At 65.9% G+C, this 21,791-nt stretch carries 24 protein-coding genes; 14 read left to right on the top strand and 10 right to left on the bottom strand.

Features of this window, described 5'->3' with window-relative positions:
• Window positions 1-45: 45 nt before the first annotated feature.
• From HAV22_RS10655 to flhD, 7 genes are all read right to left on the bottom strand, one after another.
• Window positions 46-411 carry a response regulator gene (locus tag HAV22_RS10655; protein ID WP_036230353.1) on the bottom strand — a complete coding sequence of 122 codons (366 nt, stop codon included), beginning with the start codon at window positions 409-411 and terminating at the stop codon, window positions 46-48.
• A gap of 105 nt (window positions 412-516) precedes the next feature.
• Window positions 517-1,068 (bottom strand): chemotaxis protein, encoded by a 552-nt coding sequence (locus tag HAV22_RS10650; RefSeq protein ID WP_166859056.1) that lies wholly within the window; start codon window positions 1,066-1,068, stop codon window positions 517-519.
• Between the two features lie 24 nt (window positions 1,069-1,092).
• Complete coding sequence (gene motB, locus HAV22_RS10645) at window positions 1,093-2,094, bottom strand: flagellar motor protein MotB (RefSeq protein ID WP_166859055.1); 1,002 nt, start codon at window positions 2,092-2,094, stop codon at window positions 1,093-1,095.
• Window positions 2,095-2,142: 48 nt separating this feature from the next.
• Window positions 2,143-3,003, bottom strand: a complete 861-nt coding sequence (gene motA, locus HAV22_RS10640) for a flagellar motor stator protein MotA (RefSeq protein WP_166859054.1) — start codon at window positions 3,001-3,003, stop codon at window positions 2,143-2,145.
• A gap of 134 nt (window positions 3,004-3,137) precedes the next feature.
• On the bottom strand, window positions 3,138-3,869 hold the full coding sequence (locus HAV22_RS10635; RefSeq protein ID WP_371869602.1) for a class I SAM-dependent methyltransferase: 732 nt from the start codon (window positions 3,867-3,869) through the stop codon (window positions 3,138-3,140).
• Between the two features lie 88 nt (window positions 3,870-3,957).
• Window positions 3,958-4,503 (bottom strand): flagellar transcriptional regulator FlhC, encoded by a 546-nt coding sequence (gene flhC / locus HAV22_RS10630; protein WP_166859053.1) that lies wholly within the window; start codon window positions 4,501-4,503, stop codon window positions 3,958-3,960.
• Between the two features lie 125 nt (window positions 4,504-4,628).
• The gene (gene flhD, locus HAV22_RS10625; RefSeq protein ID WP_036230363.1) at window positions 4,629-4,946 is read right to left on the bottom strand and encodes a flagellar transcriptional regulator FlhD; all 318 of its coding nucleotides are present in this window, start codon (window positions 4,944-4,946) and stop codon (window positions 4,629-4,631) included.
• Between the two features lie 175 nt (window positions 4,947-5,121).
• Between flhD and HAV22_RS10620 the strand changes: the two genes are divergently transcribed.
• The 7 genes from HAV22_RS10620 (at window position 5,122) to HAV22_RS10590 (ending at window position 11,980) form a co-directional block, all read left to right on the top strand.
• The gene (locus HAV22_RS10620; protein WP_166859052.1) at window positions 5,122-5,685 is read left to right on the top strand and encodes a hypothetical protein; all 564 of its coding nucleotides are present in this window, start codon (window positions 5,122-5,124) and stop codon (window positions 5,683-5,685) included.
• Complete coding sequence (kynU, locus tag HAV22_RS10615) at window positions 5,682-6,956, top strand: kynureninase (protein WP_166859051.1); 1,275 nt, start codon at window positions 5,682-5,684, stop codon at window positions 6,954-6,956. Before HAV22_RS10620 ends, kynU begins: the two co-directional genes overlap by 4 nt.
• 8 nt (window positions 6,957-6,964) lie before the next feature.
• The gene (gene kynA / locus HAV22_RS10610) at window positions 6,965-7,804 is read left to right on the top strand and encodes a tryptophan 2,3-dioxygenase (RefSeq protein ID WP_166859050.1); all 840 of its coding nucleotides are present in this window, start codon (window positions 6,965-6,967) and stop codon (window positions 7,802-7,804) included.
• A gap of 48 nt (window positions 7,805-7,852) precedes the next feature.
• Window positions 7,853-8,398 (top strand): RBBP9/YdeN family alpha/beta hydrolase, encoded by a 546-nt coding sequence (locus tag HAV22_RS10605; protein ID WP_166859049.1) that lies wholly within the window; start codon window positions 7,853-7,855, stop codon window positions 8,396-8,398.
• Between the two features lie 16 nt (window positions 8,399-8,414).
• Window positions 8,415-9,530 (top strand): acyltransferase family protein, encoded by a 1,116-nt coding sequence (locus tag HAV22_RS10600; protein WP_166859048.1) that lies wholly within the window; start codon window positions 8,415-8,417, stop codon window positions 9,528-9,530.
• A gap of 135 nt (window positions 9,531-9,665) precedes the next feature.
• Entirely contained in the window at window positions 9,666-10,898 is a 1,233-nt protein-coding gene (locus HAV22_RS10595) for an energy transducer TonB (protein WP_166859047.1), read from the top strand.
• Entirely contained in the window at window positions 10,895-11,980 is a 1,086-nt protein-coding gene (locus HAV22_RS10590; RefSeq protein WP_229421178.1) for a DUF4034 domain-containing protein, read from the top strand. Before HAV22_RS10595 ends, HAV22_RS10590 begins: the two co-directional genes overlap by 4 nt.
• 15 nt (window positions 11,981-11,995) lie before the next feature.
• Here the strand turns inward: HAV22_RS10590 and htpG are convergent, their stop codons facing one another.
• Window positions 11,996-13,918 carry a molecular chaperone HtpG gene (gene htpG, locus HAV22_RS10585; protein WP_166859046.1) on the bottom strand — a complete coding sequence of 641 codons (1,923 nt, stop codon included), beginning with the start codon at window positions 13,916-13,918 and terminating at the stop codon, window positions 11,996-11,998.
• A 250-nt stretch (window positions 13,919-14,168) separates the two neighbouring features.
• Here htpG and HAV22_RS10580 point away from each other — a divergent pair, with 250 nt between their 5' ends.
• The 6 genes from HAV22_RS10580 (at window position 14,169) to HAV22_RS10555 (ending at window position 18,620) form a co-directional block, all read left to right on the top strand.
• Window positions 14,169-14,657 (top strand): VOC family protein, encoded by a 489-nt coding sequence (locus HAV22_RS10580; protein WP_208296137.1) that lies wholly within the window; start codon window positions 14,169-14,171, stop codon window positions 14,655-14,657.
• Window positions 14,654-15,079, top strand: coding sequence for a YciI family protein (locus tag HAV22_RS10575; protein WP_166859045.1), 426 nt, complete (start codon window positions 14,654-14,656; stop codon window positions 15,077-15,079). The genes HAV22_RS10580 and HAV22_RS10575 overlap by 4 nt, the downstream gene beginning before the upstream one ends.
• An 11-nt stretch (window positions 15,080-15,090) precedes the next feature.
• Window positions 15,091-15,993, top strand: a complete 903-nt coding sequence (locus HAV22_RS10570; protein ID WP_166859044.1) for a YciI family protein — start codon at window positions 15,091-15,093, stop codon at window positions 15,991-15,993.
• Window positions 15,994-16,387: 394 nt separating this feature from the next.
• The gene (locus HAV22_RS10565) at window positions 16,388-17,638 is read left to right on the top strand and encodes an RNA polymerase sigma factor (protein WP_166859137.1); all 1,251 of its coding nucleotides are present in this window, start codon (window positions 16,388-16,390) and stop codon (window positions 17,636-17,638) included.
• The gene (locus HAV22_RS10560) at window positions 17,635-18,003 is read left to right on the top strand and encodes a hypothetical protein (protein ID WP_166859043.1); all 369 of its coding nucleotides are present in this window, start codon (window positions 17,635-17,637) and stop codon (window positions 18,001-18,003) included. Before HAV22_RS10565 ends, HAV22_RS10560 begins: the two co-directional genes overlap by 4 nt.
• Window positions 18,004-18,011: 8 nt before the next feature.
• On the top strand, window positions 18,012-18,620 hold the full coding sequence (locus tag HAV22_RS10555; protein ID WP_166859042.1) for a GyrI-like domain-containing protein: 609 nt from the start codon (window positions 18,012-18,014) through the stop codon (window positions 18,618-18,620).
• Here HAV22_RS10555 and HAV22_RS10550 read toward each other — a convergent pair.
• Window positions 18,598-19,494, bottom strand: coding sequence for a LysR family transcriptional regulator (locus tag HAV22_RS10550; protein WP_166859041.1), 897 nt, complete (start codon window positions 19,492-19,494; stop codon window positions 18,598-18,600). The two genes, HAV22_RS10555 and HAV22_RS10550, sit on opposite strands and share 23 nt — an antisense overlap.
• Before the next feature lie 98 nt (window positions 19,495-19,592).
• On the opposite strand from HAV22_RS10550, the gene HAV22_RS10545 reads away from it, so the two are divergent.
• On the top strand, window positions 19,593-20,207 hold the full coding sequence (locus HAV22_RS10545; protein WP_166859040.1) for a glutathione S-transferase family protein: 615 nt from the start codon (window positions 19,593-19,595) through the stop codon (window positions 20,205-20,207).
• 142 nt (window positions 20,208-20,349) lie between these two features.
• Here HAV22_RS10545 and HAV22_RS10540 read toward each other — a convergent pair whose 3' ends face one another.
• On the bottom strand, window positions 20,350-21,780 hold the full coding sequence (locus tag HAV22_RS10540) for an aminotransferase-like domain-containing protein (protein ID WP_166859039.1): 1,431 nt from the start codon (window positions 21,778-21,780) through the stop codon (window positions 20,350-20,352).
• Between the last annotated feature and the right edge of the window lie 11 nt (window positions 21,781-21,791).

The following is a 21,791-nucleotide window of genomic DNA, read 5'->3' as shown; positions in this document are numbered from 1 at the left end:
CTGGTGCGATCGGCGTGGCGCCCGGCGGGCGGCCCATCCGATTCCTTAGCCGATGACCTTCTTGACCACCTCGATCAGGCGCTGCGGATCGAACGGCTTGACCAGCCAGCCGTTGGCGCCGGCGGCGCGGCCCTTCGTCTTCATGTCCTCGGACGATTCGGTCGTGAGCATCAGGATCGGGGTCTTCTGGTAGCCGGGCAGGCCGCGCAGCGACTTGATCAGGGTGAGGCCGTCCATCTTCGGCATGTTCTGGTCGGTCAGGACCAGGTCGACGGTCTGAAGCTTCGCCTTTTCCAGGCCATCCTGTCCGTCGACGGCTTCCACAACCTGGTAGCCGGCGGCCTTCAGGCTGAAAGCCACCATCTGGCGCAGGGAACTGGAATCGTCGACTGCGAGAATAGTTTTTGCCATCTTTTTGCTCCTGCTGTTTTTTCTGTTTGCCGTTACCGGCTGCTCGTTCATCTAGTCAGACGGGGTCAGAGCCCAACCGGGAAATTCGGGCTCTGACCCCGTCGATTAAAATAGCTCGACGTCGCCGCTCTCGAGGTGGCGCTGTTCGACCGACTTGCGCAGCATGCTGCGCAGCTCCAGCGACTGGATCGCCAGCGCCATGCTGACCTTGCCCAGGCGCTCGACGATCTCGTCGCCATCGCTCTCCGGCATGATGTCGTCGCCATGCTCGGACAGCGTCGTCAGGAAATCGCGCAATCCCGTCACCCGGCGCAGCGTGCGGTCGAGCAACTGGCTCGTCATGTCCTGGAACTGCATGCTCGTCACCGCCGCGTTCACGTGGCCCGCGATCTCGCCCGACATCGCCGTCAGACAGGCGCTGTCCTCCGCGGTCGGCGCCTGGCCCGCCAGCAGGCGGTTGATTGCTTCCTGGCGCGCATCGACCACGTGGTGGATCGCCATGAAGCTGCTCGTCAGTTTCTCGACGGCTTCCTCCAGCAACAGCGTCGTCTGCACGAGGTCGGTCTCGACTTCGGACAGGTGACGCCGGCCATGGTCGGACACGCCCGACAAGAGGCGCTTGACGTGTGAGCCGAGAATCTTTTTTCTTGTCGTCATAAAATCCCCCAAACTTCCCGCCCGTTATTGTTTCCCTGCCGGCGTCGCCGCCGGCTGCGCCAATCCACCAGCCTTTTCGACGGGTGCCGCCACCCCGGCACCCGTCGCCTCTGCCACAGCTTTCACGGCCGCGTCCGCGCTTTCGCCCGGCACGTCCAGCGGCGTGCCGTCGTGCAGCACGGCGTTCTCTGTCCGCTTGTTCATCACGAGGATGCTGATGCGGCGGTTGATCGGGTTGAACGGATCGGCACGGTCGAGGTGGACGGCCGAGCCGAGGCCCACCACGCGCAGGATTTTCGCATCCGCCAGGCCGCCACGCACCAGCTCGCGGCGCGAGGCATTGGCGCGGTCGGCCGACAATTCCCAGTTCGTATAGCCCGCGGGCGTCGAATACGGCGTCGAATCCGTGTGGCCCGACAGGCCGATGCGGTTCGGCACGTCGTTCAGCACGAGACCCAGCACATCGAGGATGTCGCGGGTGTACGGCTGCAGCTCGGCGCTCGCGGACGCGAACATGGGACGATTCTTTTCATCGACGATCTGGATGCGCAGGCCTTCGCTCGTCACGTCGAGCAGCAGCTGGTTCTTGTACTTGCGCAGCAGCGGATTGGCGTCGATCGTCTGCTGGATGCGCTGCTTGAGCTGCTCGAGGCGCATCGCCTCCTCTTTCTCGAGGGCTTCGCGCGCGGACTTCAGGTCCATCGACTTCCGGTTGGCTTCGATGTCGCCATTCTTGACCTGGCCGTTGCGGCGCGTCAGGTCCTTGCCGCCGCCCTGCAGGATCGAATTGCTGTTGCCCGCGCCCGAGCCGCCTTGCATGGCGACCTTCAGCGGCGTCTTGAAATACTGCGCAATACCTTCCATGTCGCCCTTCGTCGTCGAGCCAAGCAGCCACATCAGCAGGAAGAACGCCATCATCGCCGTCACGAAGTCGGCGTACGCAATCTTCCAGGCGCCGCCATGATGGCCATGGCCGCCCTTCTTGACGCGCTTGACGATGATGGGCCGCTGGCCTTCGTCAGCCATGCCGCACTCCCGCGCCGATGTGGATGTGTCGCACCATGTGTCGCACCATTACTTGCTCTTGGCCTTCTTGATATGGTCCTCGAGTTCCGCGAACGTCGGGCGCTCCGTCGAGTACAGCACCTTGCGGCCGAACTCGACGGCCAGCGCCGGGGCGTAACCGTTCAGGCTGGCCAGCAGCGTCACTTTCACCGTCTGGAACATCTTCGTCGACTCCTCCAGCTTCTGTTCGAGCAGGCTGGACAGAGGACCGACGAAGCCGTACGCCAGCAGGATGCCGAGGAACGTACCGACCAGCGCGTGCGCGATCAGGATGCCAAGCTCGGCCGGCGGCAGGCCTACGGATTCCATCGTGTGCACGACGCCCATGACGGCCGCCACGATACCGAATGCCGGCAGGCCATCGCCCAGCTTCGCAATACACTGTGCCGGGACCGCACCTTCATGATGGTGGGTCTCGATCTCGTTGTCCATCAGGTTCTCGATCTGGAACGCGTCCATGTTGCCCGAAACCATCAAGCGCAGGTAATCGGTGATGAATTCGACAATGTGGTGATCGGCCAGCACGGCCGGGTACTTGGAGAACACGGGGCTCTGCTCGGGGCTCTCGATGTCGCCTTCGATCGACATCAGGCCTTCCTTGCGCACCTTCGACAGCACGTCGAACAGCAGCGACATCAGCTCCATGTACATCTCGCGCGTGTACTTGGAACCCTTGAACAAGGTGGGCAGCGCGGCCAGGGTCGCCTTCACGGCCTTCGGATTGTTGCCGACGAAGAAGGCGCCGAGTGCGGCGCCGCCGATCATGACGAGTTCCAGCGGCTGCCACAGCGCCGCCAGGTGACCGCCATTCATCGCGAAGCCGCCGAACACGGCGGCGAGCACTACAACGTAACCAACAATGACAAACACGGGACTCCCGATGCGTGATTCCGGGACAGGCCCGGTTTGGACTCAAGTCGATGAATCCAAAGAGAAATATTTACGTAGGGAATTAGATTAGCTTGAGAATGGCCCACGGGCAAGTAAAAGTGGCCCGCGCACCGTCAAAATTGCCAAAGATAGAGAATTTTCTTACTGTTAGTCGTCACAATGCGACGGTCCGGCAATCTGCCTGGAATGTCGAATTCGTAACTTAACAGGATGCTACCCGGGCGCATTTCGCTCTCCGCCTTGCGCCACAACCCTGCCATCGCGGCGGGTGACAGATAGGCGAACACCACGTCATAGTGACCAAAATTCAACGCTTCGTAGTCGCCGAGCACGAAGCGCGCCCGGCTGCCGGACAGCTTCGCGCGCAGCCGGCTGACGAACCACGGCAGCGGCGCCAGTTCGATGCCGTCCACCCGGGAATCGGGCCGGCGCCGCGCCAGGTCGAGCACGAGGCCGCCCAGGCCGCTGCCCACGTCGGCGATGGCGAGAGGACGGTCCCCCGGCAACGCGTCCGCGACGGCGTCCCACGCGCCGCGCCCGGACGGATAGTACGGCACCTGGGTGCGGAACGTGGACCAGTACACGAGCAGGAACAGCACGAACAGGACGAGGAACACGCTGGGCGGCAGGTCGAGGCCGCGCGCCATCAGCACACAAGACGGGAACACGAGCTCGATCGCGCGCCACCAGACTGCGAGCCCGAGCCACCACGCCAACAGCGCGGCCAGGCCGCCCTGGGCCAGCGCGACGCCTTCCCACGACATGGGGACGCCCGCGCGCGCGAGGAGCCACACGGCAATGAGGGTCAGGGGAAAGGCGCCGGCCTGCGCGAGCAGCGCGCGCACGGACGGGGCGCCGAAAGCGCGACGCGGAGCGGCCGCGCATGGCCTGCCCCGCGGGGAGAAGATACGGCTCACGAACAGGGAAAACGACTCAGGCGGCGGCCAGTGCGGCGTCCTTGGCCTTGCGGGTCTTGCCGGCGCGCGAAGGCATGTGGCACAGGCCGCACTGGTAATCGTTGTTCAGGTCGAGGGCGTTGACGACGAACTTGCCCTGGCATTTGCCGCACGGTGCCAGCATGAGCATATTGCCCTGGAAGAAGCGCACGAGGGTCCAGGCACGGGTCAGCGACAGCAGCGGCTCTTCGCCCGGTGCCGGCGGCATCTGCTCCAGGTACAGCTTATAAGCCTTCATCACGGCCTCGATGCCCGTCGCACCGGCGTACTCGACGAGAAACTTATAGATATTGACGTACAGCGAAGCGTGGATGTTCGGCTGCCAGGTCAGGAACCAGTCGGTCGAGAACGGCAGCATGCCCTTCGGCGGCGACACGCCCTTCAGTTCCTTGTACAGCTTGATCAAGCGCTCGCGCGACAGGGAGACTTCGCTTTCCAGCAGCTGGAGACGGGCACCGAGCTGGATCAGTTCGATGGCGAGCTGGATTTCCTGGGCTTCCGAGACGACGCTTTTCTTGGTCATGCTTGACTCCGTTGACTGGGTGCGACTTCGATGGGGCTGCTGGCTGAAATTCGGGGTCAGAGCACAAAAAACCAACTTCGTGCTCTGACCCCCGGCTTCGATTCTGGCGGCGGCGTGCCGTGCTGTTAGGCGATTTCTTCGGCGGGCTGGCCAGCCATCAGGATCGCAGCGTGCGACTGGGCCAGCGCGCGGTCCTTGCTGTGGCTCGTCAGCATGCCGAGGATGGCGGCGTCGTCGAAGCGGAAGCGGGCCAGCATCATGTTGCCGCCGGCGAGTTTCAGGATCTGCGCGTTGCTCATGCCTTCGATCAGGTCGGCGATGTCGGCCGAGATGCCGAGGCGGAAAATTGCGGTGACCTTGTCTGCGCGGATCATCTGCTGTGCCAGCATCAGGTAGCTCAGGTTCGCATCACGAATTTCAGCCATCATGTCGTTCGCAGTCATTTCATCTCTCCGTTGATCGTATCTGTGAGGCGTTGTGTGTTGCCGTTGAGATAGATTCTGACTGTGAGGAAACTTTTGGAGAATTGGAGAGTGTCTGTATTTTTCGTCCGGAAAAGGCGAACGCGACCCGTAGGAGTTTGTCTGACAAACCCTGCCGAATCGTGGGGGCGTCCCTATGAAAAAGGGGCAGAAGTGTTATGTGAAACCGGGGCGTTTCCTGCCCTTTGACGCTGCCGACAACCTACCGCTGTGTTGGTTTACGTCAACGATTTCGGGAACTTTAGGGTTCCTCAAAAAAATTTTTGTCCTTAAGCATCCCTGCAAAGCCGTTATCGGATGGTTTTTGCCGAACTTTAGGGTTTCGACAAACTTTTTTCCGATCCAGTTCCGGACATCTAAGAGGGTTATCGGACGGCTTTTGCGAAACTTTAGGGCTCCTGCAAAAATTTTTCCAAGACCCAATCCCGGTCATCTAACTGGGTTATCGGACGGGTTGCGCGGAACTTTAGGGCTGCAGCGAAAAAAAATTCGAAAATTTTTCGATGGCGCCTGCGCGATGCAAAAATGGCAACGCTCACCCGTCGCGCCGCCGATGATTTTCTTGCTACACTTCCCGCACCCCTACCCTGGAGGAACTCCAATGCCCGTTCCAACCCTCCGGCACGGCAGCCCGACGATCTCGGCCGCCGCCCCGGTCCCGCCCGGCGCCGCCCCCCTCACCCATGGGACGGCCGCATGAGCAACACGACCCATGACATCGCCGGCGCCACGACGCGCGCCGCCTGCGTCGCGCTCGATGCCGCCGACCCGCTGGCGCCGCTGCGCACCCGTTTCGACCTGCCCGACGGCGTCATCTACCTGGACGGCAATTCGCTGGGCGCCCGCCCGCGCGCGGCGCTCGAGCGCGCGCGCGACGTCGTCGCCCAGGAATGGGGGCAAGGACTGATCCGCAGCTGGAATACGGCTGGCTGGTTCGCCCTGCCCGGCCGGCTCGGCGATCGCCTCGCGCCCCTCATCGGCGCAGGGGCCGGCGAAGTGGTCGTCACGGACACGACGTCGCTGAACCTGTTCAAGGCACTGGCCGCGGCGCTGGCCCTGCAGGCGGAGCGCGACCCGGCGCGCAAGGTCATCGTCACCGAACGCAGCAACTTCCCGACCGATATCTATATGGCGGACGGCCTTGCGCGCTGGCTGGACCGCGGCTACCGGATCCACCTCGTCGATTCGCCCGAGGAACTGGAAGGGGCCGTCGATGCGAACTGCGCCGTCCTGATGCTCACGCACGTGAACTACCGGACGGGGCGCATGCACGACATGGCGGCGCTGTCCGCCCACGCGCACGCGCGCGGCGCGCTGGCCGTGTGGGACCTCGCCCATTCCGCCGGCGCCGTGCCGCTCGACCTGCACGGGGCCGGCGCCGACTTCGCCGTGGGCTGCACGTATAAATACCTGAACGGCGGCCCGGGTGCCCCCGCGTTCATCTGGGTGCCGCGCCATCACCAGGCCGCATTCCGCCATCCGCTCACGGGCTGGTGGAGCCACGCGGCGCCGTTCGCGATGTCGCACGGCTTCGAAGCGGCCGAAGGCATCGGCCGCGCCTTGTGCGGCACGCAGCCGGTGGTGTCGCTGGCGCTCGTCGAATGCGGCCTGGAGGTGTTCGAGGCCACGAGCATGGCCGCCCTGCGCTCGAAGTCGCTCGCCCTCACCGACCTGTTCATCGCGCTGGTGGAGCGGCGCTGCGCCGCGCATCCGCTGGGGCTCGTCACGCCGCGCGCGCATGCACAGCGCGGCAGCCAGGTGAGTTTCACGCATCCGCACGGCTATGCGGTGATGCAGGCGCTGATCGCGCGCGGCGTCATCGGGGACTATCGTGAGCCGGAGATCATGCGCTTCGGCTTCACGCCGCTGTACACCAGCTTCGCGGACGTGTGGGACGCGGTGGAAACCCTGCGCGACATCCTCGACCGGGAAGCATACGACACCCGCGCCGCCCGCAGCGCCGTCACTTGAGGAGCGCCATGGACGAGACCAAGAAGGACGCCGACTGGCACGGCGCGCAGATGGACTTCAGCCGCAGCATGAGCTACGGCGACTACCTGGGGCTGGACAAGATCCTGTCCGCGCAGGCCCCGCTGTCGCCGAACCACAACGAGATGCTGTTCATCATCCAGCACCAGACGAGCGAATTGTGGATCAAGCTGATGCTGCACGAGCTGCAGGCCGTCCGCACCCACATCCGCACCGACGACCTGCCGCCCGCCTTCAAGATGCTGGCCCGGGTGGCGCGCATCATGGACCAGCTCGTGCACGCGTGGGACGTGCTGGCCACGATGACGCCGCCGGAATACAGCGCGATCCGTCCGTACCTGGCGTCGTCGTCCGGCTTCCAGTCGTTCCAGTACCGCGAGCTCGAATTCATCCTGGGGAACAAGAACGCCGCCATGCTCGCCGTGCACCAGACGTCGCCCGAACACCACGCGCTGCTGGAACGCGAGCTGCACGCGCCGTCGATCTACGACGAAGCCGTGCGCCTGCTCGGGCGCAGCGGCCTCGCCATCGCGCCTGCCCGGCTCGATGCAGACCCGACGCGGCCGACCGTCCAGGACGATTCCGTGATGGCCGCGTGGCTGGAGGTCTATCGCGATCCCGAGCACCACTGGGCGCTGTACGAGCTGGCCGAGAAGCTGGTCGACCTGGAGACGGCATTCCGCTTCTGGCGCTTCCGCCACGTGTCGACGGTGGAGCGCATCATCGGCTTCAAGACGGGCACCGGCGGCACGGCGGGCGTCAGCTACCTGCGCAAGATGCTGGACGTCGTGCTGTTTCCGGAGCTGTTCGCGTTGCGCACGGCACTGTAGCGCAGCATCTTCATCGTACAATGCCCGCGTGACCACACTGGAGCGAACATGAAGTGCGACATCCTGACCCTGGCCGGCCTGTGGAACTCGGGACCGCAACACTGGCAGACCCACTGGGAGCAACAGCACCCGTGCTGGACGCGGGTGCCGCACCGCGACTGGAACAATCCGGATCGCGACGAGTGGGTGGCCGAACTGGATGCCGCCATCGCCCATTGCGAAGGCCGGCCCATCCTCGTCGCGCACAGCCTCGCGTGCATGCTCGTGGCGCAGTGGGCGCAATCGTGCTCGACGCTGAAAGTGGCGGGCGCCTTCCTCGTCGCGCCGAGCGACGTGGAGGCGCCGTCCTACCCGATCGACGCGAACGGCTTCAAGCCGATCCCGCTCGCACGGCTGCCGTTCCCGTCGATCGTCGTCGCCAGCAGCAACGATGAATACGTCGCGCCGGACCGCGCGCGCGCGTTCGCGCAGGCGTGGGGCAGCAAGCTCGTGGAAATCGGCCCGGCGGGCCACATCAACGGCGGCAGCGGCTATGGCCCGTGGCCGGAGGGTTTCGCGATGCTCGACGAATTCTGCCGCGACCTGAACCCCTGACCCTCCGGACGGCACCATGACGCCAGCGCGGGCCGGTGCGCTCGACGCGCGCTTCTCCCTCTACCTCGACTGCGCGCGCGGGTGCGCGGCGCTGGCCGTCGTCATGGCGCACTTCGGCTTTTTCCACATCTTCGACGACGCGCAGATCGCGGCCATCCCCGACTTCGGCCGCGAGGCCGTGATCGCATTCTTCGTGCTGTCCGGCTTCGTGATCGCCTACAGCGCGGAACACAAGAACGTCACTGCACGCAGCTACGCCGTGGCGCGGGCGGCGCGCCTGTTCTCCGTCGTGTTGCCCGTGCTGGCGCTGTCGTTCGTGCTTGCGACGTTCGTGCGCGACGTGCTGCATCTGCCGGTCGAAGACGGTTATGAACTGCGCCGTCCGTGGCTGTACGTGCCCTTCCACCTCGCATTCCTGGGCGACGTCTGGCATTTCGTCGAGCGTCCGCCCTGGCTGATCCCGTACTGGTCGCTCGATTACGAGGCGTGGTATTACGTGCTGTTCGGCGTCTTTCACTACCTCTCCGGGCGGCGCCGCTGGATCGCCACGGCCGTCGTGCTGGCCTTCGTCGGGCCGCGCCTGTGGCTCCTGCTGCCCGTGTGGCTGTCCGGCGTCGCGCTGTACCGCCTGCACAACCGGTTGACCTTCGGCCCCGGCGTCGCGCGCGCGGGCTGGCTGCTGAGCGTCATCCTCATTGCCCTGTGGGGCTGGCAAGATCCGGAGCCTTACCTGCGCGGCGTCGCGCAAGGCCTGTGGCCGTTCGCCGGTATCCGCATGGGCAGCGCGGACCGCGTGCTGGCCGATTACGCCGTCATGCTGCTCGTGCTGCTGAATTTCGCGTGCGCGCGCCAGGCCGGGTTCGACAGCCTGCTGCGTGTTGCGCGTCCCATCCGGTTCCTGGCGGGTCACACGTTCACGCTGTATCTGTCGCATGGCATTGTGATCGGCTTGTGGGAGGCGGTGTTGGCGGTCGAGCGCGGGGCGGCGTATCAGATCGTCGCCATTGCCGTTGCCATTGCGGTCGTCGCGCTGGCGTTGAATCCGTTGACGGAGGTGTTGCAGCGGGGGTTGCGGCGCACGTTCGATGCGGCGTTTGCGCTGGGGGCGCGCGGTCTAGGGCAGAAAGCCTGAGTGCCGGGGTATCGTTTTTCCCTGCGCGCTACGTCGGTTAGTTGCAAATTTTTGCCGTGAGAAAGTGCGTATTTTGTGCCGCCACGGCTGCGCTATCCTGTGCAGTTCTGATAATCCACACACACATTCCCTGACGTGAACATCTTTTTCAGGATTTGCCCGCTCCCGATGTCATTCGCCTCGACGAGCAAGGCCCTCCTCGCGGTGGCGTTGGCTTGCACCCTTGGGTGCGCACAAGCGGCCACCGCACCCGAATTCTCCGACGACATGCGGACGCTGATAACACAAGGCCTGCGTCACGAAGTCGTCCGCATCTTCACGCTCGACAAGGATCTCCCGCTGGACCCCGCATTACGCGCCGCGGCCGAGAAGATCGCCGAAGAGCATGTGGCGCGCTTCGACAAGCTGCTTCCTGTCTGGCTGAGCGAGGAGGCCGCCCTCGAATCGCTCGCCGGCAAGGCGCCGTCGTTCCGCGAGGCTTCCAGCGCCCTCCTCGCCCGGCTGCTCAATGAGCTGGCGTTGTGGCAGCTCGAACCTGGCGACGCCCATTACGAGACCGCGACCCTGACCGCGCTACGCAATGGCCCCGATGCGTGCTACGGCATCCCCGATTCTCTCGCTGCGGATTTCACGGTACGCATCCTCCGCATCCAGGCGCTGCCGGCCGGGGAGCGCGAGGCGATGTTGGCCAGCGAACGCCAGCTGTTGACGCATTGGGGACAGGCGCGCGCGAATCTGGCGCCGTGGCCGGATCCGCTGCCCCAGGAGGCGGCATATGCGTTGCTCCGGCGCGGCCCACCCGCGGGCGACCATCCCAGGCTGGCGCTGCCACCCGGGCTGGCGTCCGACGTGATGGGCAAGGGCGCCGACTACGCCGCTTTGCAGCCCGGTGAACGTTGCGTCCTACAACATTGGTGGGTGCGGGAAAGCCTGCGCCAAGGTATTGCGCCAGCCGCGGTGCTGAATGCCTTCCGGTACGGCACGATGCTGACCGCAGTCGCCCGCTACGGCAGCACGTTCGACAAGTCGGGCGCCGCAACCGGCAAAGACGTTGCGGGCCCGCCGCCGTATCCGAGCGTTGCGAAGTTTTTCGCCGTGACCGGCGTCACGACGGTCAGCGTGCAACTGGATCGCGACGGCAACCCTCTGCAGGCGTCCGTCATCGGCCGGAAAATCCAGGTGCCGGGCATCCGCGGTGTGCGGCCGGTCGCGTTCGAAAACGCCTTCGATGACGCGATCGTCAAGTATGCGATGCAAGAAGACCGCCACTACCACAAGCCGTCGGGTGATGCACCGTTCAAGTTCCAGATGGTGTGGAATCTGGATGACGATACAGACGCCAAGGCGTCGAAAGGAACCAAGCAATGACGCCGATTCCACGTTCCCGTCGTCCGCTGCTGCGCCGCCTGACGATCTGGGCGCTGGCCGTCTGCGCGGCCATGCCGGTCTTGGCCCGCGCGGAAACGGCGGCGCTGACGACCGAGACCATCGACGCTTTTTCGAAAGGCGATTTCGCGGCACTGGACAAAGAAAACGAGCATCTCAAGCACGGCAAACATATCGAGGCCGACGGCGGGATCGAGCTCGAGTATTTCAGGCTCGGCTTGAATGCGGTGATTAAGAATCGGGGCGATCACCGAGAGCCATACCTGCGCGAGATGGAGGCGTTGACCTTGCAATGGGCGACCGAGCACCCGAAGTCGTCGCTGGCCCACATTCTGCATGCTCAGGTCCTGGAGGCCCACGCCTGGTCCTATCGCGGCGGCGGCTACGCCAAGGACGTTCCGCCCGAAGCCTGGGCAGACTTTCGCAAGTACCTGCAGCGCGCCGCCAAGTACTTGCAGGACCATGCCGACGTCGCTTTAGCGGACTCTTCCGCCCACGACCTGTTGTTGGACATCGGTAACGGTCTCGGATGGGATATCGGAACACTCAGGACAATCCAGCAGGAAGGACTAAAGCGCAATCCAAACGACGTCATGCTGTATTTCGACATGCTCATTCCGCTCCTACCGAAATGGCAAGGCGATGCGAAAATTCTGGACCAGTACATTCGCGAAGTCACGAAGCAGACGCAGGCCGACTACGGCACAGGGATGTATGGACGGCTGTACGCACTTGCGGCCGAAAGGGAGTACGGTCACGCTCTGTTCGAGAACAGCCTGGCCGACTGGCCGACGATGAAAAAGAGCTACGAAGACATGCTGGCCCGCTTCCCCAGTCCCGGACGACTCAACCGCTACGCGTACATGGCGTGCCTGGCCAAGGACCGGCCCACGCTGGTGGCCGTGCTGGCACAGATCGGCAAGAAGATCGATGCGTCGCTGTGGGGCCCGAACCCTGAGCGCAGCCTGGAATCCTGCCAGCGCTGGGCAAAGGAACCGCCAGGCGAGACCAAGGACGACGCGAAAGCCGACAAAAAAGGCCGGGCGAACCCGGCCTCCCTGTAGCGACGTCGCCGGCGCTTATTTGGCGCTGGTCGCCAGCAGCATCTCGTTCAACCGCTTCACGAACGCGGCCGGATCGCTCAGGCTGCCGCCCTCGGCCAGCATGGCCTGGTCGAACAGGATGTGCGACCAGTCGGCGAAGCGCGGGCTCGCCGCGTCCTCGTATTTCAGGCGCGTGACGAGCGGGTGGTTCGGGTTGATCTCGAGGATGGGCTTCGACTCCGGCGCGTTCTGGCCGGCCGCCTTCAGCATGCGCACGAGGTTCGCGGACAGTTCGTGCTCGTCCGCCACGAGGCAGGCCGGCGAATCGGTCAGGCGGAACGTCACGCGCACGTCCTTGGCCTTGTCGGCAAGCGCGCCCTTCATCTTCTCGACGAGATCCTTGTACTGCGATTCCGTCTCCTCGTGTTCCTTCTTCTCGGCCTCGTCCTCGAGCTTGCCCAGGTCCAGGCCGCCCTTCGCGACGGACACCAGTTCCTTGCCGTCGAAATCGTTCAGGAACGACAGCATCCACTCGTCGACGCGGTCCGTCAGCAGCAGCACTTCGACGCCCTTCTTGCGGAAAATCTCAAGGTGCGGGCTATTCTTCGCCGCGGTGTAATTGTCCGCCGTGACGTAATAGATCTTTTCCTGGCCTTCCTTCATGCGGCCGATGTAGTCGGCGAAGGACACCGTCTGGTCCGACGAATCCGTGTGCGTCGACGCGAAGCGCAGCAGCTTGGCGATGCGGTCCTTGTTGGTGGTGTCCTCGCCGATGCCCTCCTTCAGCACCTGGCCGAATTCCTTCCAGAAGGTCGCGTACTTGTCCTTGCCTTCCTGCTCGTCGCTGTTGGCCATTTCCTCGAGCATGCCCAGAACGCGCTTGGTCGAACCTTCGCGGATCACGCGCACGTCGCGCGACTCCTGCAGGATCTCGCGCGACACGTTCAGCGGCAGGTCGTTGGAGTCGATCACGCCCTTCACGAAGCGCAGGTAGACGGGCATCAGCTGCTCGGCGTCGTCCATGATGAAGACGCGCTTCACGTACAGCTTGATGCCGCCGCGCTTGTTGCGGTCCCACAGGTCGAACGGGGCGTGGCCCGGCACGTACAGCAACTGCGTGTATTCGCTGCGGCCCTCGACGCGGTTATGCGTGTACGCGAGCGGCGGCTGGAAGTCGTGCGAGACGTGCTTGTAGAACTCTTCGTACTGTTCCTGCGTGATGTCGGACTTGCTGCGTGCCCACAGCGCGGACGCCTGGTTCACGGTCTCGAATTCATCCTTGACAACGGTTTCCTTCTTCTCCTCGTCCCACTCTTCCTTGTGCATCACGATCGGCAGCGAGATGTGGTCGGAGTACTTGCGGATGATGGATTTCAGCTTCCACGACGACAGCAGCTCGTCCTCGCCTTCGCGCAGGTGCAGGATGATGTCGGTGCCGCGGTTCGTCTTCTCGATCTGCTCGACCGTGTAATCGCCCTCGCCCGCCGATTCCCAGCGAACGCCGTCGGCCGCGTCGGCGCCCGCGCGGCGGGTCTCGACGGTGACGCGGTCGGCCACGATGAAGGCCGAGTAGAAGCCCACGCCGAACTGGCCGATCAGCGCGGCGTCGGCCTGCTGGTCGCCCGACAGCTTGCTGAAGAATTCCTTCGTGCCCGACTTGGCGATGGTGCCCAGGTGCGAGATCACTTCGTCGCGGCTCATGCCGATACCGTTGTCGGAAATGGTGACGGTGCGCGCGGCCTTGTCGAACAGGACCTTGATCTTCAGTTCATGGTCGTTGCCGTACAGGCTGTCGTTGTTGATGGCCTCGAAGCGCAGCTTGTCGGCCGCGTCGGACGCATTGGAAATCAGTTCTCGGAGGAAAATCTCCTTGTTCGAGTACAAGGAGTGGATCATCAGTTGCAGCAGCTGTTTGACTTCTGCTTGGAACCCAAGGGTTTCTTTTTCGGCGACAGCCATCTCTTATATCCTCGTTACTAACAGGGGTTGGACAGACCGGTCCGATATAGGGATGCCAACACGGATTTCAAGGGCTAATTTTTTCCTCGCCACATTTTCTTATGCATATACTAAGATTCTCGACTTTTTGACCGAGTCGGCATAACGTGTCGATCCGCCGAAATTTTTTTATGCGGGCGTGTCGAAACCATGGAAGCCCGATCGTCGTAAGGACAGCAGCACCGATCCATTCACCGAACAGGAGATCATCATGACCCAGCAAGTGCGTCCCATCCCCGAAGGCTTCCACACGCTCACCCCGCACCTCATCTGCAGCCGCGCGGCCGAGGCGCTGACGTTCTACACGAAGGCCTTCGGCGCCGTCGAGACGAGCCGCATGCCCGGCCCCAACGGCAAGCTCATGCACGCGCAGATGCGCATCGGCGACTCCGTGTTCATGCTCGCGGACGACTTTCCCGACTTCGGCAGCGTCGGCCCGGCCGCGCTGAAGAACACGCCCGTCTACCTCCACCTGTACGTCGAGGACGTCGACACGGCCTTCGCGCGCGCCGTCGAAGCGGGCGCGAAGCCGATCATGCCCGTGTCCGACATGTTCTGGGGCGACCGCTACGGCCAGCTCGAAGACCCGTTCGGCCACCGCTGGTCGATCGCCACGCACAAGCGCGACATGACGCCCGAGCAGATGCGTGCAGAAATGGAAAAGTCGATGAGCGAGAACTGCGCGGGAGCACAGCCATGAAATTCATGGTCATCGTCAAGGCCACACCGGCCTCCGAAGCGGGCATCGCGCCGAGCGAAAAACTGTTCGTCGACATGGGCAACTTCAACGAGGAACTCGTCAAGGCCGGCATCCTGCTGGCGGCCGAAGGCCTGCAGCCCAGCAGCAAGGGCGCCCGCATCCGGTTCGACGGCGCGCAACGCACCGTCATCGACGGGCCGTTCACGGAGACGAAGGAACTCGTCGCCGGATTCTGGATGATCGAAGTCGGCTCGAAGGAGGAAGCGATCGAGTGGTTCAAGCGCTGCCCGAATCCGCACGAGGGCGTCGCCAGCGAGATCGAGATCCGCCAGCTGTTCGGCCCCGACGACTTCGGCACCGACCTGCCACCCGACGTGCGCGCGCAGGAAGACCGCATGCGCGAACAACTCGCCACCCGCTGAAGGAGACGGCCATGCAGTTCATGCTCATCCGCACCGACAACGACACCCGCACGGCCGCCGCCGACCCGCAAGCCGTCCTGGACGACCTGCTGCGCCGGCTGCCGGGCGCAAACCCGGGCGCAGCGCCGGTGGGCTCTGCCATCGAAGGCGTCCCGCGCGCACCGGCACTGGCACTCGCCTTCGCCCCCGATGCCGAGGCATTGCGCCTGAAGCTGTGGCCCGGCGGCGAAGCCGTGACGTCCGGGCCGTTCCCGGCCGCGGAACGCCTGCCGGCTGGCTTCGCCGTGTTCGAGGCCCCGTCGCGCGCCGCTGCGCTGGCATGGCTGCAAGACCAGGGCCTCGCGCCCGCAGCCGGCACCGTCACGCTCGAACTGCGCGAGACGGGCTGCCCGGGCGGTTGCGCCGGCATCCCGCCCAGTGCCGCGGGTGACGATGCGTGCTACGCGATCCTGCTGCGCTCCGACGCCGGCACCGAGCGCGACGCCATTCCGCTGCAGGAAAAACTCGACCGGCTGAACGCCTTCAACGCCATCCACGCGGCGGCCGGCACGCTGCTGGCCGGCGATGGCCTCAAATCCACGGCGCGCGGCGCCCGCGTGCGCGTGACACATGGCGGCGCCAGCGTGTTCGATGGCCCGTTCGCGGAAGCGAAGGAATTGATCGCCGGGTTCTGGATGACCAGGGCATCGTCGATCGAGGCGGCGCTCGACTGGGCGCGCACGCTGCCGTATCCGACCGGGCCCGAGGTCGAGGTCGAGGTCCGGCGCGTCGCCCTGATCGCGCCACTGGGCGCGGCGGCGATGCCGGCCGGCGCGGCGGCCCGCTTGCGCGAAGACGCCAGCGTGCGCGCCGAACAGCTCGACGCCGCGCTGCGCGCCGAACTGGCGCCGCAAGCGGCGTGGGAGCGGCCGTGACGGCAACCGGCGCCGGAGCTTGCGCATGAAGGACGCCGGGCGGAGCCGGCCCGCTGCCGGCACGTCGGTCGACAGCGGGTTCGTCGGTTCGATCGACGACCCGGACGAACTCACGCTGGACGACAGCAACGACGACGGCGGGAGCGGCGGTGACGACGAAAACCGCGGCGACGCCGGAAGCGACGGCGACGGTGGGACCGACGGCGGCGACGAGAACCACGGCGCCGACGAGACCGACGGCGACGGCTGGCGCCACGGTGGCGACGAGACCGACGGCGACGGCGGAAACCTTGGCGGCAACGCGCACGGCACGCCGGCGCACGGCGCGTCGGACGCACGCCCGCGCGCGCAACCCGCCGCCGACACGGGCCGCATCGTCGAAGCCGTCTGGCGCATGGAATCGGCGCGCATCGTCGGCGCGCTGACCCGCATGCTGCGCGACCTCGGCCGCGCGGAGGAACTCGCGCAGGACGCGCTGCTGGAAGCGCTGGAGCGCTGGCCCACGGACGGCGTGCCCGATCGGCCGGGCGCCTGGCTGATGCAGGTGGCGAAGCGGCGTGCGCTCGACCATTTGCGCCATCACGCCATGCACGCCAGCAAGGAAGGCGAACTGAGCTGGGAAATGGACAACATGCTGGGCACCAGCATCAGCTTCCGCGACCCGGCCGAAACGGCAGCGCTCGCCGGCGAAGCCGCGGGCGAGATCGACGACGACGTGCTGCGCCTGATCTTCGTGACGTGCCACCCCGTGCTGTCGGCCGAGGCCCGCGCGGCGCTCGCGCTGAAACTGCTGGGCGGCCTCGCGACGGGCGAGATCGCGCGCGCGTTCCTCGTGCCGGAAGCGACGGTCGCGCAGCGCATCGTGCGCGCGAAGCGCACGCTCGCGGAGGCGCGCGTGCCGTTCGAAGTGCCGCGCGGCGAGGCGTTGACACCGCGCCTGGCCTCCGTGCTGCAAGTGATCTACCTGATCTACAACGAAGGCTATTCCGCCAGTGCCGGCAACGAATGGCTGCGGCCCACGCTGTGCCGCGAGGCACTGCGCCTCGGTCGCGTGCTGGCCGGCCTGATGCCCGACGAAAGCGAAGCGCACGGCCTCGTCGCGCTGATGGAAATCCAGTCCTCGCGCGAGCGCGCCCGCACGGGGCCGGATGGCGAACCGATCCTCCTGATGGACCAGGACCGCTCCCGCTGGGACCGCCTGCTGATCGGACGCGGCCTGGCGGCGCTGGAGCGCGCGGGCCGCCTCGGCGCACTCGGGCCGTATGCGCTGCAAGCCGCCATCGCCGCGTGCCACGCGCGTGCGCTCACGCCGGAGGCGACGGATTGGGCCCGCATCGCCGCGCTGTACGACGCGTTGGCGCAGTTGCTGCCGTCACCCGTCATCGAGCTGAACCGCGCCGTCGCACTGGGCATGGCGTACGGCCCTGCGGCCGGGTTGGCCCTCGCCGACACGCTGCAGGGCGTACCCGCGCTGCGCAACTACCACCTGCTGCCCAGCGTGCGCGGCGACCTGCTGTCGAAACTGGGCCGGCATGCGGAAGCGAAGGCCGAATTCGAACGGGCCGCGAGCCTCACGCAGAACGAGCGCGAGCGTACGCTGCTGCTGGAACGGGCGCGCACGAGCACGCCCGCCGTGGAACGGTGAGCGCACACAATAGCGCCCCGCGCGACGCGGCCGGACCGATCGCGTCGCTGATCGCGAAGTCGGAAAAGGCCCTGCACAAGCTCCCGCCGGGCACGTGGCAACACGCGATGTTGAGCGACAACCTCGACGCGCTGCGCATCGCGACCGCGCTGATGTCAGCCGACACGGACGCACGCAGCGGCATCGCACCGGAAGCGATGCGGCACGCGCTGCGCGCGTTCGCGTCGATGATCGCAAAGACGGAACGGGCCGCGGCCAGGTCGAGGCCAGGCACCGCCCAGCATACGCTGCTGGCCAACCGGCTGCACGCGCTGGGCCTGGCAGAGGCCCTCATCGTGGAGACGCTGGACGCAGGACATACGTGAAGGAACCCATGCCGAAGATCGATCTCAAGAAAGAGCTCAAACATCTCTACCGACCATCCGCGCGGGACGTGGTCCGGGTCGACGTCCCCGCGTTCCGCTACTTAATGATCGACGGCGCCGGCGATCCGAACATGTCGCCGGATTACGCGCGCGCCGTGGAAGCGCTGTTTTCCGTGTCGTATGCGGCGAAGTTCATGGTCAAGAAAAGTCCGTCCGGCGTCGACTACGCCGTGATGCCGCTCGAGGGCCTGTGGTGGTCGGACGACATGGCGTCGTTCGTCGCCAACGACAGGACCAGGTGGCAATGGACGATGATGATCCACCAGCCACCCTGCGCGGACGATGCCGTGCTGCATGCGGCGATGGCGGAGGTCAAGCGCAGGAAGGGTCTGGCCGCGGTCGATCTGCTGCGCCTTGAAACGTTCACGGAGGGCCCATGTGCGCAGACGCTGCACGTGGGGCCGTTCACGGAGGAAGGCCCGACGATCCAGCGCGTCCACGACTTCATCGAGGCACGTGGCGCCCTCGCCGGCAAGCACCACGAAATTTATTTGAGCGACATCCGGCGTGCCGACCCCAGCCGCTGGAAGACGATCATCCGCCAGCCGATGGCGTGAATGCGGCGTGCCGGGACAGGCGGTCGAACAGGAACGCCGTGAACAAGCGGATGCGGTTGACGCGTCGCAGGTCCGGGTGCGTCAGGATCCACACATCCGTGTCGAGCGCGGGATCGGGATCGGCCAGGCGCACGAGCGCGGGTTTCGCGTCCGCGAGCAGGCACAGCAGCATGCCGGCGCCCAGGCCCGCCTCGACGGCCGCGACCATCCCCAGCAAGGAATCGACGCTGGCCGCATGGCGCTCCGCCGGCACGTGCTCGCGCAGCCAGCGGGCCTGGCGCAGGTGCGCGAGGCTCTCGTCCGGCGCCACCCAGTCGTAGCGCGTCCAGTCGTGGCCGGGCGATCCGTCCGCCGCGCTGCCCCGCAGGTACGCATGGGCCGCATACGGCGCCGTGCGCAGCACGCCGAGCTTGCGTCCCACCAGGTGGTCCGGCGGCGTGTTCGATGGCCGCACCGCGACGTCGGCATCGCGGCGCGACAGGTTCAAGAAGCTGTTATTGACCGTCACTTGCAAGCGGATGCCGGGGTACGTCGTGCGGAAGTCGGCCAGCGCGGGCAGCAGCAGGTCCATCAGCGTGTCGGTGGTCGTCACGCGGATCGTGCCGTGCAGCGCCGCGTCCTGCCCGGAGAGCTTCCGTTCGATCTCCTGCATGCCTTCGTCGATGGGCGCCAACAACTCCCTCAGCTCTTCGCCATTGGTCGTCAGCACATAGCCCGTCTGGAAGCGCTCGAACAGGCGCACGTCCAGTGCCGTCTCCAGCTTGTCGAGCCGGCGCAGCACCGTCGAATGGCTTTGGCCGAGCCGGCGCGCGGCCGCGGACACGGAACCGCTGCCCGCCACCGCAAGAAAATATTGATAGTCGTCCCAGTCCATGGATGCGCAAAAACCGACAAGCACTGTGCGAAACAATCGAATGTTCAGACATTTTTGCACAAGTTACGCTGGCGGCACCATTCATCACAGGAGCCAACATGGTCACCGCCTACGTCGCCGACACCCCGAACGGCAAGAAAATCGTCATCGCACTGGAAGAGCTCGGCGTGGACTACCAGTTGCACCACGTCGATCTCGGCGCCGGCGAGCAGTTCGCGCCGGAATTCCAGCGCATCAGCCCCAACAACAAGATTCCCGTGCTCGTCGACGCGCGCACCGGGACGAGCTTGTTCGAATCGTGCGCGATCCTGTTCCATCTCGGCGTCACCAGCGGCAAGCTGATGCCCGGCGATGCCGTCGGGCGCGACGTCGTGCTGCAATGGCTGTTCCTGCAAGCCGCGAGCGCCGGGCCCATGCTGGGGCAGCTGTGGTGGTTCCGCCATGGCGCACCGGAACGGAACGAGCTGGCGCTGGAGCGCTATACGCGGGAAACGAAGCGGATCTATGGCCTGATCGAACGCCGCCTCGGCGAATCGGCCCACATCGCCGGCGCCGAGTACACCATGGCCGACGTCGCGTTCTATCCGTGGCTCGCCAGCCATGACGAGCTGGGCCTCGACCTCCAGGCCTATCCGCGCGTGGCGGCGTGGCTGGACGGCATCCGCGAGCGCCCGGCCGTCGGGCGCGCCCAGCGGAAGATGAGGAAAGCCTGATGGCGACGGCGCGCTCGGCGTCAGCCTCGTCGGCGTTGCCGTGTTCGCCGAACCGCTGTCGCCGGCGAAGGTGCTGCGCATGGTCCTCGTCTTCGGCGGCATTGCCGGCCTGAAGGCGCTCACGCCGGATTGACGGTAGCCGTCACCCCAGCACCCGCTCCAGCCCGCGCCACGCTTCATCATCCTCCAGCGCCGCCACGTTCAGCCGCAGCTTCGTGGACGGCAGCTGGTCCGGCGAGAACAGGCTGCCGGGCGCCAGCAGCAGGCCCTCGTCCATCGCGCGCGCGGCCAGCACGTTGGTGTCGCGGCCGCAATCGGCCCATGCGAACATGCCGGCCGTCGGCGCGGGCTCCAGCGTCATGCCGAGCGACTCCGCGCGGCGCAGCACCTGCGGGCGCACGGCGTCGAGGCGGGCGCGGATGCGGTCCAGGTGCTTGCGGTACACGCCTTCGGACAGGATCTTGTAGACGACGCGCTCGCCCAGGTCGCTCGTGCTCAACGTGGCCAGCATCTTGCGGTCGGCCAGGCGCTGCACGGTCTCGCTCGACGCGGCGATGAAGCCCACGCGCAGGTTCGCCGCCAGCGATTTCGAGAAGCCGCCCAGGTAGATCACGCGCTGCAGCTGGTCCAGCGCGGCGAGGCGCGTCGCCGGCTGCGCGCCGCCCGGGTGCAGGTCGCAATAGATGTCGTCCTCGACGAGCGTGATGTCGTGGCGCTCCGCGATGCGCAGGATCTGGAACGCCTTCGCGGCCGACAGCGACGTCGAGCTCGGGTTGTGCAGTACCGACACAATGATGTACAGGCGCGGCTGGTGCAGCGCGGCCAGCGCCTCCAGCTGGGCCAGGTCGGGGCCGTCGGCCTGGCGCCGGATGCCCACCACTTTCAGCCCCATCGCGGCGAACGAGCCGAACATCAGGAACCACGCCGGGTCGTCGACGAACACCGTGTCGCCGGGGCGGCAGAATTCGCGCGCGACGAGGTCGAGGCCTTGCGTGACACCCAAGGTCGTCACGAACTGGTCCGGCGCGGCCGCGATTTCCAGCTCCGCCAGCTTGCGCTGCAATTGCTCGCGCAGCGGGGCATAGCCCTGCGGCGTCGCGTAGTTCAGCAGAACGCTGCTGTTCTGGCGGCTGACGGCGCGCAGCGCGTTGGCCACGCCCGTGCCGTCCAGCCACGCGGTCGGCAGCACGCCCGCCGCGCTCGACGGCTGGCCGGGCATTTGCCGGAACATGTGGCGGATCAGCCAGACGACGTCCAGTGCGCGCTCTTCGACGGCGGCGGCGCCCTGGCCCGCGCGGCGCAGCGCCGTGTTCAGCGGTGCGCGCTCGCGCACGAAGAATCCGGCCCCGCGGCGCGATTCCAGGTAGCCCTGGGCGACGAGCCGGTCGTAGCTGGCCACGACGGTGAACGGCGACACGCCGTGATCGGACGCGAACCGGCGAATCGACGGCATGCGGCTGCCGACCCGCAGCTGCTTGTCGTCGATGCGCGCGGACACGGCGCGGAAGATCTGGTCGGCCAGCGGTTCGCCGGAATCGCGCGACAGCAGCGCGGGCATGAGTGTATCGGTCATTTCACCATCAC

Source organism: Telluria antibiotica (assembly GCF_011682055.1).
Lineage (GTDB): Bacteria > Pseudomonadota > Gammaproteobacteria > Burkholderiales > Burkholderiaceae_D > Telluria > Telluria antibiotica.
Note: the sequence above shows the minus strand (reverse complement) of the source record. Positions and strands in the feature narration are given on the sequence as shown.